This is a genomic window from Serratia ficaria (assembly GCF_900187015.1).
GTDB lineage: Bacteria > Pseudomonadota > Gammaproteobacteria > Enterobacterales > Enterobacteriaceae > Serratia > Serratia ficaria.
Map to the genome: position 1 here is coordinate 2,686,521 of NZ_LT906479.1, position 12,299 is coordinate 2,698,819.

At 63.3% G+C, this 12,299-nt stretch carries 11 protein-coding genes and 1 pseudogene; 10 read left to right on the forward strand and 2 right to left on the reverse strand.

Annotated features, from left to right (window positions below; translation table 11 throughout):
- The first annotated feature begins 1 nt into the window (after position 1).
- From CKW09_RS12715 to CKW09_RS12760, 10 genes and pseudogenes are all read left to right on the forward strand, one after another.
- The gene (locus CKW09_RS12715; RefSeq protein ID WP_083950334.1) at positions 2-1,093 is read left to right on the forward strand and encodes a methionine ABC transporter ATP-binding protein; all 1,092 of its coding nucleotides are present in this window, start codon (positions 2-4) and stop codon (positions 1,091-1,093) included.
- Positions 1,077-1,730, forward strand: coding sequence for a methionine ABC transporter permease (locus tag CKW09_RS12720; RefSeq protein ID WP_061795253.1), 654 nt, complete (start codon positions 1,077-1,079; stop codon positions 1,728-1,730). The genes CKW09_RS12715 and CKW09_RS12720 overlap by 17 nt, the downstream gene beginning before the upstream one ends.
- Before the next feature lie 11 nt (positions 1,731-1,741).
- A complete protein-coding gene (locus CKW09_RS12725; protein WP_095097630.1) occupies positions 1,742-2,686 on the forward strand; it encodes a sulfonate ABC transporter substrate-binding protein in 945 nt (314 codons plus the stop codon).
- A 445-nt stretch (positions 2,687-3,131) separates the two neighbouring features.
- On the forward strand, positions 3,132-4,082 hold the full coding sequence (locus CKW09_RS12730; protein ID WP_095097633.1) for a 2-hydroxyacid dehydrogenase: 951 nt from the start codon (positions 3,132-3,134) through the stop codon (positions 4,080-4,082).
- Between the two features lie 84 nt (positions 4,083-4,166).
- Positions 4,167-5,474, forward strand: coding sequence for an MFS transporter (locus CKW09_RS12735; protein WP_061795250.1), 1,308 nt, complete (start codon positions 4,167-4,169; stop codon positions 5,472-5,474).
- Positions 5,475-5,563: 89 nt separating this feature from the next.
- Positions 5,564-6,298, forward strand: a complete 735-nt coding sequence (locus CKW09_RS12740; protein ID WP_061795249.1) for a MurR/RpiR family transcriptional regulator — start codon at positions 5,564-5,566, stop codon at positions 6,296-6,298.
- A gap of 137 nt (positions 6,299-6,435) precedes the next feature.
- A complete protein-coding gene (locus CKW09_RS12745) occupies positions 6,436-7,872 on the forward strand; it encodes a 6-phospho-beta-glucosidase (RefSeq protein WP_095097636.1) in 1,437 nt (478 codons plus the stop codon).
- Positions 7,873-8,076: 204 nt separating this feature from the next.
- The gene (gene pcaH / locus CKW09_RS12750; protein ID WP_061795247.1) at positions 8,077-8,805 is read left to right on the forward strand and encodes a protocatechuate 3,4-dioxygenase subunit beta; all 729 of its coding nucleotides are present in this window, start codon (positions 8,077-8,079) and stop codon (positions 8,803-8,805) included.
- Positions 8,805-9,428: pseudogene (gene pcaG, locus CKW09_RS12755) on the forward strand (protocatechuate 3,4-dioxygenase subunit alpha). The gene pcaH and the pseudogene pcaG overlap by 1 nt, the downstream one beginning before the upstream one ends.
- An 86-nt stretch (positions 9,429-9,514) precedes the next feature.
- Positions 9,515-10,450, forward strand: a complete 936-nt coding sequence (locus CKW09_RS12760) for a LysR substrate-binding domain-containing protein (protein WP_061795245.1) — start codon at positions 9,515-9,517, stop codon at positions 10,448-10,450.
- On the opposite strand, the gene pcaC is transcribed toward CKW09_RS12760, so the two are convergent.
- Complete coding sequence (gene pcaC / locus CKW09_RS12765) at positions 10,441-10,836, reverse strand: 4-carboxymuconolactone decarboxylase (protein WP_061795244.1); 396 nt, start codon at positions 10,834-10,836, stop codon at positions 10,441-10,443. The two genes, CKW09_RS12760 and pcaC, sit on opposite strands and share 10 nt — an antisense overlap.
- Positions 10,829-12,193 carry a 3-carboxy-cis,cis-muconate cycloisomerase gene (locus CKW09_RS12770; protein ID WP_095097639.1) on the reverse strand — a complete coding sequence of 455 codons (1,365 nt, stop codon included), beginning with the start codon at positions 12,191-12,193 and terminating at the stop codon, positions 10,829-10,831. Before CKW09_RS12770 ends, pcaC begins: the two co-directional genes overlap by 8 nt.
- Between the last annotated feature and the right edge of the window lie 106 nt (positions 12,194-12,299).

The following is a 12,299-nucleotide window of genomic DNA, read 5'->3' on the forward strand; positions in this document are numbered from 1 at the left end:
TATGTCCAGCCTGATCTTGTCCAACCCGGAGGCCATGGCGGCGGATGACGTCGTGCGCTGTCGGGATGAGGTCCATCTGCGCTTCAGCGGCCTCAGCAAACGCTACGCCGGCCAGCAAACCGAGGCGTTGAGGGATATCAACCTGAGCATTTTGCGGGGTGAAATCTTCGGCATTATCGGCCGCAGCGGCGCCGGCAAGTCTTCGCTGATCCGCACCATCAATCGGCTGGAGCGCCCCAGCGGCGGCAGCGTACAGGTCGACGGCGTGGATATCGGCCAATTGAACGAAGATCGGTTGGTGAGCTACCGGCGGCGCACCGGCATGATTTTCCAGCACTTCAACCTGCTGTCGGCCAAAACGGTGCGGCAAAACATCGAGCTGCCGCTGCGGGTGGCCGGCGTGCCCGCTGCCGAACGGCGGCAACGGGTGGAAGCGCTGCTGGCGCTGGTTGGGCTGGAGGCTTACCCGGACGCCTTTCCGGCGCAGCTGTCCGGCGGCCAAAAGCAACGGGTCGGCATCGCCCGGGCGCTGGTGCATAACCCGGAACTGCTGCTGTGCGACGAGGCCACCTCGGCGCTGGATCCGGAAACCACCCGCGCCATTCTGGCGCTGCTGCAGCGCATCAACCGCGAGTTCAATATCACCATCGTCTTGATCACCCACGAGATGGAGGTGATCCACGATATCTGCCACCGGGTGGCGGTGCTGGAGCGCGGCGAGATTATCGAATGCGGCCCGGTGTGGCAGGTGTACGGCAATCCGCAGCAGGCGACCACGCGCGTCCTGCTGACGCCGGCGCACGATCGCCTGCCGGAGTCGCTGACAGGCCGTCTCAGCCCCGAGCCGCCGGCGCCGGACGCACCGCTGCTGATCCGGCTGCGCTATCGCGGCCAGGGCGCTTCGCTGGAGCTGAATCAGGTGCTGGCGGCGTTCGGCGGCCGCGTGACGCTGGTGGAAAGCGCCATCGAGCATATTCAGGGCCACGCCGTCGGGTATCTGCTGATTACCGTGACGCCGTCACCTTCCGTTCAGGCAATTTCACCGGCGCTGGCCGACGATGTGGAGGTATTGGGTTATGTCGCTGCTGCTTGACCGGCTGTGGGCCGGATTTCTCGATACGCTGCTGATGGTGGGCGTGTCTTCCCTGCTGGCGCTGGCGCTCGGCCTGCCGTTGGCTGTGGTGCTGGTGGTCAGCGGACGCGGCGGGCTGTATGAGCGGCCGGGCATCCAGCGCGTGCTGGGCTGGCTGGTGAATCTGTTCCGCTCGATCCCCTTTTTGATCCTGATGGTGGCGCTGATCCCCTTCACCCGCCTGATCGTCGGCACCTCGTACGGCGTCTGGGCGGCGGTGGTGCCGCTGACCATCGCCGCCATGCCGTTTTTCGCGCGCATCGCCGAGGTCAGCCTGCGCGAAGTGGACCACGGCCTGATCGAAGCGGCGCAGGCGATGGGCTGCCGACGCGGGCATATCATCCGCCACGTGCTGTTGCCCGAGGCGCTGCCCGGCATCGTCAGCGGCTTCACCATCACCCTGGTCACCATGATCAACGCCTCCGCCATGGCCGGCGCCATCGGGGCCGGCGGGCTGGGCGACCTGGCCTACCGCTACGGCTATCAGCGCTTCGATACCCAGGTGATGCTGACGGTGATCCTGGTGCTGGTGGCGCTGGTCACCCTGCTGCAATTTTTTGGCGATCGGCTGTCTCGCCGGTTGAACCACCGTCAATAAGGAACATCGCGATGAAAATTTTTACCGCCCCGCTGTTCGCCGCCCTGCTGCTGGGGGCGCTCAGCCTGTCGGCCGCGGCGCAGGAAAAACCGCAGCAAATCACCATCGGCTACCAGAAGGCCAACATTTTCGCGCTGCTGAAATACCGCGGCACGCTGGAGAAAGCCCTCGCGCCGCAGGGCATCAAGGTGCGCTGGATAGAATTCCCCGCCGGCCCGCAGATGCTGGAGGGCCTGAACGTCGGCAGCATCGATCTGGCGGCGACCGGCGACGCGCCGCCGGCCTTTGCCCAGGCGGCCAAGGCCGATCTGGTGTATCTGGCGCACTCGCCGCCCAGCCCGAAAACCGAGGCCATCGTGGTGCCGCAGGATTCGCCGATCAAAACCGTCGCCGACCTGAAAGGCAAACGCGTGGCGCTGAACAAGGGTTCCGACGTCAACTACCTACTGGTGAGCGCGCTGGATCAGGCCGGGCTGAGCTATAAGGACATCACGCCGGTGTACCTGCCGCCGAGCGACGCGCGCGCCGCCTTCCAGCGCGGCAGCGTCGACGCCTGGGCGATCTGGGATCCCTTCTACGCCGAAGTGCAAACCCACGCCAACGCCCGGCTGCTGAAAGACGCCGAGGGGCTGGTGCCGCATTACACCTTTTACCTCGCCAGCCGCCACTTCGCCGACACCTATCCGGACAGCGCGAAGCAGGTGATCCAACAGCTGAGTGAGCTGAGCGACTGGGCCAACGCGCATCAGGAGGAGGCGGCGAAGATCCTGGCGCAGAGCACCGGGCTGGAGCAGGCCATCTGGGCCAAGGCCATCGCCCGCATGCCGTTCGGCAGCCAGCGCATGACGCCGGAGGTGTTCAGCCAGCAGCAGCGGCTGGCCGACAGGTTCACCGCCATCGGGCTGTTGCCGGTGAAGGTGGACATTAACGCCGCCCGCTGGTCGGAAGACAAGTAACCCACTGAATAAATTTGCATTAATTTAACTATAGAAAGCAAAATCCGGCATTTGTCGCCGCCGGTTTTTTGCTTATCATGGCGACGCGCGATGAGAGTCCTCCATCGCGCGTCTTCCGGAATTTTTGTCCTTGTTTCGTTCGTCGTGAACCCTTTGCCGCACTTCTGTCGTGCGGTTTTTCTTTTTTAGCCCTGCGCGTGTTACGCCCCGCTGTTACCCGCCGCCTGTTCGGCCCTCCTTCAGCGCACTAAAGGTGAAAAAAACCGCCGTGCGGCAATTTTTCGCCGTCTTTTTAACGGCATGCCCGCTATTTTCCACCCGGCGATCACATTACGGGTAACAGCCTTTTTTAACATCCTTCAGCGTGATATCCGTCGCAAAAAAGCCCGGCGAAAACCGCTTTGATAACAATAACGAAACAACAACCTTTTCTCGACAGGTAAAAATGATGACCGATATCCCGCATGATGTGCTGTTGATGGCCCCGGTGATGGCCAACCTGCTGGAACGCCTGGAGGGCGATTTCCGGCTGCATCGTCTCTACGAACAGGACGACCCGCACGCTTACCTGGCCGAACACGGCGGCGCAATCACCGCGCTGGTGACCCGCGGCGACGTGGGCGTCGCCACGCCGGTGCTGGAACAGCTGCCGCAGCTGGGGTTGATCGCCGTATTCGGCGTCGGCACCGACGGCATCGATCTGGACTACGCCCGCCGGCACGGCATTGCGGTAACCATCACCTCCGGCGCGCTGACCGAAGACGTGGCGGACATGGCGCTGGGCCTGCTGCTGGCCACCGCGCGCCAGCTGTGTCACTACGATCGCTTTGTGCGCGCAGGCCGTTGGCTGCAGGAAGCGCCGGGGTTGACCACCCGGGTGAGCGGCAAGCGCCTCGGTATTTTCGGCATGGGCAATATCGGCCGCGCCATCGCCCAGCGCGCCGCCGGCTTCGATATGCGCATCCAATACGCCAGCCGCCGCCGGCACAGCAGCCTGCCCTACGCCTACTACCCCGACCTGCCGGCGTTGGCGCGTGAGAGCGACTTTTTGATCGTCGCCGTCGCCGGCGGCAAAGAGACCGCCGGCCTGGTGGATAAGGCGGTGTTCGACGCGCTGCCCAACCATGCGCTGGTGATCAACATCGCCCGCGGCAGCGTGGTCAATCAACCGGACTTGATCGCCGCGCTGCAAAGCGGCGCCATCGCCGGCGCCGGGCTGGACGTCTACGCCGACGAGCCGCAGGTGCCCGCCGCACTGCTCGCCATGGAACAGGTGGTGCTGCAGCCGCACGTCGGCAGCGGCACCCATGAAACCCGGCAGAAAATGAGCGACATCGTGTTCGCCAACGTCAGCGCCTTCTTCAACCGCGAGCCGTTGCCCCACGCCATCGAGTAACGCTTTTTTCATTAGCGCCGACCAACAGAACCGCGTTGTCCCCGGATAACGCGCTCTTCCCCGTGCCTGCAAAGAGAGAAAGCCATGGATAAGAAAATACCCAATACCCGCTGGCTGCGGGTCATCGCCCCGATCCTGATCGCCTGCATCATTTCTTTTATGGACCGCGTCAACATCAGCTTCGCGCTGCCCGGCGGCATGGAAAGCGACCTGGGCATCACCAGCCAGATGGCCGGTCTGGCCAGCGGCATCTTCTTTATCGGCTATCTGTTTTTGCAGGTGCCCGGCGGCCGGATTGCGGTCAACGGCAGCGGCAAGCGCTTCATCGCCTGGTCGCTGTGCGCCTGGGCGGTGGTGTCGGTGGCGACCGGCTTCGTCACCAACCATTATCAACTGCTGCTGTTACGCTTCGTGTTAGGGATTTCCGAAGGCGGCATGCTGCCGGTGGTGCTGACCATGATCAGCAACTGGTTCCCTGAGCGGGAAATCGGCCGCGCCAACGCCTTCGTGATGATGTTTGCGCCGCTGGGCGGCATGCTGACCGCACCGGTCTCCGGCGCCATCATCAACCAGCTCGACTGGCGCTGGCTGTTTATCCTCGAAGGCCTGCTGTCCCTGGTGGTGCTGGCCGTCTGGTGGCTGCTGATCAGCGACCGGCCGCAGGAGGCGCGCTGGCTGCCGGCCCGCGAACGCGACTACCTGATTACCGAGCTGACGCGCGAGCGCCAGGCACGCAGCAAAACCCAGCCGGTCAGCAACGCGCCGCTGAAAGACGTATTCCGCAACCGTGGGCTGATGAAGTTGGTGCTGCTGAACTTCTTCTACCAAACCGGCGATTACGGCTACACCCTGTGGCTGCCGACCATCCTGAAGAACCTCACCGGCGGCAGCATGGCCTCGGTCGGTTTCCTGGCTATCCTGCCGTTCGTCGCCACCCTGCTGGGCATTTACCTGATTTCGGTGCTCACCGACAAAACCGGCAAGCGCCGCCTGTGGGTGATGGTGTCGCTGTTCTGCTTCGCCGGCGCCCTGCTGGCCTCGGTGATGCTGCGCCACAACGTGGTCGCCGCCTATATCGCCCTGGTGGTGTGCGGGTTCTTCCTGAAGGCCGCCACCAGCCCGTTCTGGTCGATGCCGGGGCGCATCGCCTCGGCGGAAGTGGCCGGCGGCGCGCGCGGGGTGATCAACGGCCTGGGCAATCTGGGCGGTTTCTGCGGGCCGTATCTGGTCGGCGTGATGATCTACCTGTACGGCCAGAATGTGGCGGTGTGCGCCCTGGCGGCCTCGTTGATTATCGCTGGCCTGATCGCCTGGCGGCTGCCGGCCGCCTGCGACCTGACCGCCAACCCAGCGGCGGAGGATGCGCCGCTGGGCGAGGCCAAACGCGCCTGACGGGCAACGGAAACCACGAGCGGGCTGCGGCAAAATTTGCTATGTTAGCCCGCTGATTAGCTTCCCGTTGTTAGCCGCCGGACAGATCCATGTTTACCCATAAAGCAATCGCCGAACTCAATGCTCTGGAGCTGATGGTTTATAACTACGTCAGCAAAAACAAAAATCAGGTGATGTACATGACCATCCGCGAGCTGGCCGAGGCCGCCGGGGTGTCCACCACCACCGTACTGCGCTTTTGCAAGAAGATGGGCTGCGAGGGCTATTCCGAATTCCGCATTCGCTTCAGACTGTACCTCGAACAAAGCGAAGTGCTGCCGGCCGATTCCGGCGCCGGTGAAATCATCAGCTTTTTCAAAAGCGTCAACAACGACGAATTCAATCAGCTGATCGACCAGGCGGTGCGGCATATTTCAGCCGCCGAGCGCATTATTTTCGTCGGCATCAGTACCTCCGGCGCGCTGGGGAAATATGGCGCGCGTTTCTTTTCCAACGTGGGGAAATTCAGCACCCACATCGACGATCCTTATTATCCGATTAACAGCGATATGTATAAAGACGCCGTGGCGATCGTGCTGTCGGTCTCCGGCGAAACCGAAGAGATCCTGCGACTGGCCAGCCAGTTCAGCCTGCATCACTGTAAAATCATCAGCATCACCAACAACGAAACCTCTTCGCTGGCGCGGCTGGCGGACTTCAACCTCTCCTACCACGTGCCTCAGTATCTGATCGGCGGCCAGCACAATATCACCACCCAAATCCCGGTTATTTACCTTATTGAAACCATCGGCAAACGCCTGGGATTAATTAATGCGGCAAAATAAAACAGGCTGTTTTTTTAATGTGACAAATCACCTCGAACGGTAATTTGTTATATCGTGACAATCATTCCACTGTTGCTACTATATTCTCAGACGCTAACTACATAGCCTTTCATTAATAAACCAATGAGAACCTGACGATGAAACAGCAACGCTTGCCGAAAGATTTTCTGTGGGGGGGCGCGGTCGCCGCGCACCAGGTCGAGGGCGGTTGGGATCGGGGCGGCAAAGGCCCAAGCATCGCCGACGTGCTGTCCGGCGGCGCGCACGGCGTAGACCGCGTGATGACCGACGGCGTGCTCGACGGCTACCGCTACCCTAACCACCAGGCGGTGGATTTCTACGGCCGCTATAAACAGGACATCGCGCTGTTCGCCGAAATGGGCTTCAAATGCTTCCGCACCTCGATCGCCTGGACGCGCATCTTCCCGCAGGGCGACGAGCCGGAGCCGAACGAAGCCGGCCTGCAGTTTTACGACGATCTGTTCGACGAACTGCTGAAGCACGGCATCCAGCCGGTGATCACCCTGTCCCACTTCGAAATGCCCTACCATCTGGTGAAAGCCTACGGCGGCTGGAAGAACCGCCAGGTCGTGGAGTTCTTCGTGCGCTTCAGCGAAGTGGTGATGCGCCGCTATCGGCACAAAGTGAAATACTGGATGACCTTCAACGAGATCAACAACCAGAGCAACTACCGGTATCCGCTGTTCGGCTACTGCTGCTCCGGCGTGGATTACACCCGGGAAGAAAACCCGGAACAGGCGCTGTATCAGGTGCTGCACCACCAGTTCGTCGCCAGCGCGCAGGTGGTTAAGCTCGGCCATCAGATCAACCCCGAGTTCAAAATCGGCTGCATGCTGGCCTGCGTGCCCTTCTACCCGTATTCCTGCAAGCCGGACGACGTGATGTACGCCGTCGAGGCGATGCACCAGCGCTACCTGTACACCGACGTGCAGGTGCGTGGCTACTACCCGTCCTACCTGCTGCGCGACTGGGAACGCAAAGGACTGCGGATTGAGATGCAGCCGCAGGACGAACAAATCCTGCGCGAAGGCTGCACCGACTACATCGGCTTCAGCTATTACATGAGCAATGCGCTGCAGGCCGACGCGGTCAGCAACAGCGACGGCATGTTCGGTTTCCCCGGCAACGTGCCCAACCCGCACGTCAAGGCTTCCGACTGGGGCTGGCAGATCGACCCGGTCGGGCTGCGTTACTCGCTCAACGTGCTGTATGAGCGCTATCAGAAGCCGCTGTTTATCGTCGAGAACGGCTTCGGCGCATTCGACAAGGTCGAGGCCGACGGCCGGATCGACGACGACTATCGCATCGACTACCTGCGCGCCCATATCGAAGAGATGAAGAAGGCGGTGATCGACGACGGCGTGGATCTGATCGGCTACACCCCCTGGGGCTGCATCGACTGCGTATCCTTCACCACCGGCGAATACGGCAAACGCTACGGCTTTATCTACGTCGACAAACACGACGACGGCACCGGCACCCTCGCGCGTTCGCGCAAGAAGAGCTTCGACTGGTACCGCCGGGTGATCGCCAGCAACGGCGAACGGCTGTAAATCCCTCTGCCTTTCAGGGGCGGCTTCCGCCCCTTTTTTACGCCCGGAACATAACCTTGAGTTATGCAACCTGCGGCGAAATTTCACTTTCTTGTAACACTTTGGCCTGCGTAGACTCGGGATGGGGGGCGGTTTCCCCTACGCGCTGACATAACAACTCAACACCTCAGCCCTCTGATATCCCTACGCCATGAGGATCTCCGCATGAGCCAGATAAACGAGCTTTACGCTCGCAATTACGATCTTCACCCGCCGGCGCTGGTGCCGGAATACAAAACCAGCGTGCTGCGTTCGCCGAAGCACGCGCTGATTTCGCTGCAGAATTCGCTGTCCGAAATCACCGGCCCGGTGTTCGGCGACCACGAGCTGGGCCCGCTGGATAACGATCTGATCCTCAACTACGCCAAGCAGGGATTGCCGATCGGCGAACGCATCATCGTGCACGGCTATGTGCGCGACGAAAACGGCCTGCCGCTGCGCAACGCGCTGGTCGAGGTGTGGCAAGCCAACGCCGGCGGCCGCTATCGGCATAAAAAGGACCGATACCTGGCGCCGATCGATCCCAACTTCGGCGGCTGCGGCCGCATGCTGACCGACGATAACGGCTACTACTTTTTTCGCACCATCAAACCCGGCCCCTATCCGTGGCGCAACCGGGTCAACGACTGGCGCCCCGCCCATATTCACTTTTCGCTGTCCGGCGACGCCTTCGCCCAGCGGCTGATCACCCAGATGTACTTCGAGGGCGATCCGCTGATCGCCGGTTGCCCGATTGTCCGCGGCATCAACAATGACGATGCGGTGCGCACGCTGATCGCCGGGCTGGACAAAACCGCCTCGGTGCAGTTGGACAGCCTGGCCTACCGTTTCGACCTGGTCTTGCGCGGCCATCGCGCCACGCTGTTCGAAAACCGCCTGCAGGGGAACCCATGATGCCTTCATCGTATTTGCCGGAAACGCCGTCGCAGACCGCCGGGCCCTATGTGCACATCGGCCTGGCGCCGCACGCCGCCGGCTTCGACATCTTCGAAAACAACTTCAGCCACGTATTGACCCAGCCGGAAACCCAGGGCGAGCGCATTACCCTCGAAGGCCGGGTGTTCGACGGCAGCGGCACGCCGATCCGCGACGTGCTGCTGGAGATTTGGCAGGCCAACGCCCACGGGCGCTACCGCCATCCCGGCGATCTGTAGCGGGAGAAACCGTTGGATCCGGCGTTTCGCGGCTGGGGGCGCAGCTGCTCTGATTTCGACAGCGGCCTGTATCGCTTCGACACCGTCAAACCGGGCGCGGTGTGCGGGCGCGACGGCCGCCCGATGGCGCCGCACGTCAATCTGTGGATCGTGGCGCGCGGCATCAATCTCGGGCTGCATACCCGCGTCTATTTCGCCGACGAGGCGCAGGCCAACCAACGGGATCCGGTGCTGAACCTGATCGAACTGGAGGTGCGCCGCCAGACGTTGATCGCTCAGCGCGAGCGGCGCGGCGACGAGGTGGTTTATCGCTTCGATATTTACATTCAGGGCGATCGGGAAACCGTGTTCTTCGACCTCTGAGCCCGGGCGCCGCGGCGGCCGCCGATATTGAAAATCTGCGGCCGCCGTCACTTGTCGGCGGCGGGAAAAACTCCCTACACTGGGGTATGAAAAAAGCCAATCTGTTTATCCAGCGCATGCGTTTGCGCCATATCAACGGCTTTGTCGCCGTGGCGCAGGAGCGTTCGCTGAGCCGCGCCGCCGACAAACTGAATCTGAGCCAGCCGGCGCTGTCGAAAACCCTCAGCGAGCTGGAGGCCCTGACCGGCAACCTGCTGTTGGTACGCCATCGGCAAGGCACGCAGCTGACCGAACAGGGCGAACAGTTTCTGGGGTACGCCACCCGGGTGCTGGAGGCGCTGGCCGCCGCCGGCCATGCGCTGGAGCGGTTCGACGAGGCGCCCGCCCGGGCGCTGCGCATCGGCGCCCTGCCCACCGCCGCGTTGGGCATGCTGCCGCAGGCCATCGGCCAATACCAGCAGGCCCATCCGCATGCGCGCATTCAGGTGATCACCGCAAAAAACGACGAGCTGCTGGCGCAGCTGAAGGCCGGAGAGCTGGAGGTGGCCATCGGCCGCATGGCCGAGCCGGCGATGATGAGCGGCATCGCCTTCGAACTGTTGCTGTTGGAGTCGCTGCTGCTGGTCACCCGCCCCGGCCACCCGTTGTTGAGCGAAACCGTAACCCTGGAGCGGGCGCTGAGCTACCCGGCGATCCTGTCGCCCAAGGGCACGGTGCCGCGCCATAACACCGAAAACCTGCTGTCCTCGCGGGGGTTCAGCCTGCCCGGCCAGTATGTCGAGACCCTGTCGGCCTCACTGGCGCGCCAGATGACGCTGCAGTTCGACTACCTGTGGTTTGTGCCCTCCAGCGCGGTGAAGGACGATATCGCCGGCGGGCAGCTGATCCCGCTGCCGCTGGCGACCCAGGGCATGGAGGAAGCGGTGGGGATCCTGACGCGCAACGACGGCGAACACAGCGACGCGGTGCTGGCCTTTATCGCCAGCGTGCGGCGCATCGCCGGGGCAACCCGTCACGGCTGATCCGCTGGGCGATCGCATTCGGCAAAGACCTCCGCCGCCAGATGAAAGGCCGCATTGGCCGCCGGCAGCCCGCAGTACAGGGCGCTCTGCATCAACACTTCCTTGATTTCCTCGCGGGTGACGCCGTTGTTGAACGCCGCCTTCAGGTGCATGCGCAGCTCCGCCTCGCGGTTGAGGGCGATCAGCATGGCGATGGTGATCAGGCTGCGGGTATGGCGCTCCAGCCCGGGCCGGGTCCAGATTTCGCCCCAGGCGTAACGGCTGATAAAATCCTGAAACTCTTCGTTGAGCGGGGTCAGGCGGCTGAGGCTGCGGTCGACGTGGTCGTCGCCCAACACCGCCCTGCGCACCTCGATGCCCTGTTGATAACGCTGTTCGTCATTCATGCCTTTCTGCTCCCGGTAGGCTCGGGGATGCCTGAGTCAGCACCCGCTGGGTAAAGATCTGCGCGCTGCCGAGGTAGCGCTGCGGATCCAGTAAATCGGTGAGCTGTTGCTCGGTGAAATGCCGGCGAGCGAGCGGGTCTTCCAGCAGCACCGCCAGCAACGGGCGCTGCTGCGCCAGCGCCTGACGGCACTGGCGTTCGATGTGCTGATGAGCCGGCAGCCGGCCGATGGCCTCTCCCAGCGCCATGGTGACCGCTTCGGCCATCACCAGCCCGCCGGTTAACCTGAGGTTATGCTGCATCGCGGCGGGGAATACCTGCAGCCCGGCGACCAGATCGGCGGCAAGATGCAGCGCGCCGGCGGAAAGCGTCACCAACTCCGGCAGACTTTCCCATTCGGCGTGCCAGCCGCCCAATCCGCGCTCATGCTCCTGCACCATGGCGGCGTACAGCCCGCCGATCAGCGCCGGAGCGCGGTTGGCGGCGGAGAGGATCACCGCGCAGGCCACCGGGTTGCGCTTATGCGGCATGGTGGAAGAGCCGCCGCGGCCTGGCGTCGTCGGCTCGGCCAATTCCGCCACTTCATTTTGCATCAGCAGCGACACGTCGCGCGCCAGCTTGCCCAGGGTGCCGCTCAAGCCGGCGTACCAGCCGGCGATTTCCAGCAGCCGATCGCGCTGGCCGTGCCAGGGCGCATCCGCCGCCGTCAGCTGCAGCCGGGCGGCCAACGCGCTGACCAGCTCGCCGCCGCGCTCGCCCAGCGACGCCAGGGTGCCGGCGGCGCCGCCCAACTGCAGCGCCAGCACCCGGCCTGACATTTCTTCCAGCCGCTGCCGATAGCGCAACAGCGCGTCCAGCGTGCCGGCCAGCTTCAGCCCCAGGGTGGTGGGCAAGGCATGCTGCATCCAGGTGCGGCCGATCATCAGGCTGTGCCGATGCGCGGTGATTTGCCGCACCAACGCCGCCGCCAGCCGGTCAAGATCCTGGCGGGTCAACGCCAACGCCTGGCGCAGCTGCAGCATCAGGCCGGTGTCGATCGCGTCCTGGCTGGTGGCGCCCCAATGCACAAACCCCGCGGCGTCGGCGTCGCGCTCCGCCACCACCGCGGTCAGCTGCTTCACCAGCGGGATCGCCAGGTTGCCGGCCTGCGCCGCCGCCTGCGCCAACGCCGCGGCATCGAGCAGATCGCTGCGGCAGCACGCGGCAATCTGGCGCGCGGCGCCGGGGGGGATAATGCCCAGCTCCGCCTGCGCGGCGGCCAGCGCGGCTTCGAAGTCCAGCATGCCCTGCAGCGTGGCGGCGTCGCTAAAACAGCCGCTTACGGCAGAAGATCGCAACAGCGGCGTCAGTAATTCCATAGGTCCTCCGGCGAATGGGCGATTTTTCGATGATGGCGCGCCGCCCAAGGCAGCGTCAACTTCGATAAACGCTACCTTGGGCGATAATCGAAACATTGCCGATATT

Coding starts and splice junctions, on each gene's coding strand:
- CKW09_RS12735 (WP_061795250.1), top strand. CDS start 4,167: ATGGATAAGAAAATACCCAATACCCGCTGGCTGCGGGTCATCGCCCCG.
- CKW09_RS12760 (WP_061795245.1), top strand. CDS start 9,515: ATGAAAAAAGCCAATCTGTTTATCCAGCGCATGCGTTTGCGCCATATC.
- CKW09_RS12720 (WP_061795253.1), top strand. CDS start 1,077: ATGTCGCTGCTGCTTGACCGGCTGTGGGCCGGATTTCTCGATACGCTG.
- CKW09_RS12715 (WP_083950334.1), top strand. CDS start 2: ATGTCCAGCCTGATCTTGTCCAACCCGGAGGCCATGGCGGCGGATGAC.
- CKW09_RS12725 (WP_095097630.1), top strand. CDS start 1,742: ATGAAAATTTTTACCGCCCCGCTGTTCGCCGCCCTGCTGCTGGGGGCG.
- pcaH (WP_061795247.1), top strand. CDS start 8,077: ATGAGCCAGATAAACGAGCTTTACGCTCGCAATTACGATCTTCACCCG.
- CKW09_RS12745 (WP_095097636.1), top strand. CDS start 6,436: ATGAAACAGCAACGCTTGCCGAAAGATTTTCTGTGGGGGGGCGCGGTC.
- CKW09_RS12740 (WP_061795249.1), top strand. CDS start 5,564: ATGTTTACCCATAAAGCAATCGCCGAACTCAATGCTCTGGAGCTGATG.
- CKW09_RS12730 (WP_095097633.1), top strand. CDS start 3,132: ATGATGACCGATATCCCGCATGATGTGCTGTTGATGGCCCCGGTGATG.
- CKW09_RS12770 (WP_095097639.1), bottom strand. CDS start 12,193: ATGGAATTACTGACGCCGCTGTTGCGATCTTCTGCCGTAAGCGGCTGT.
- pcaC (WP_061795244.1), bottom strand. CDS start 10,836: ATGAATGACGAACAGCGTTATCAACAGGGCATCGAGGTGCGCAGGGCG.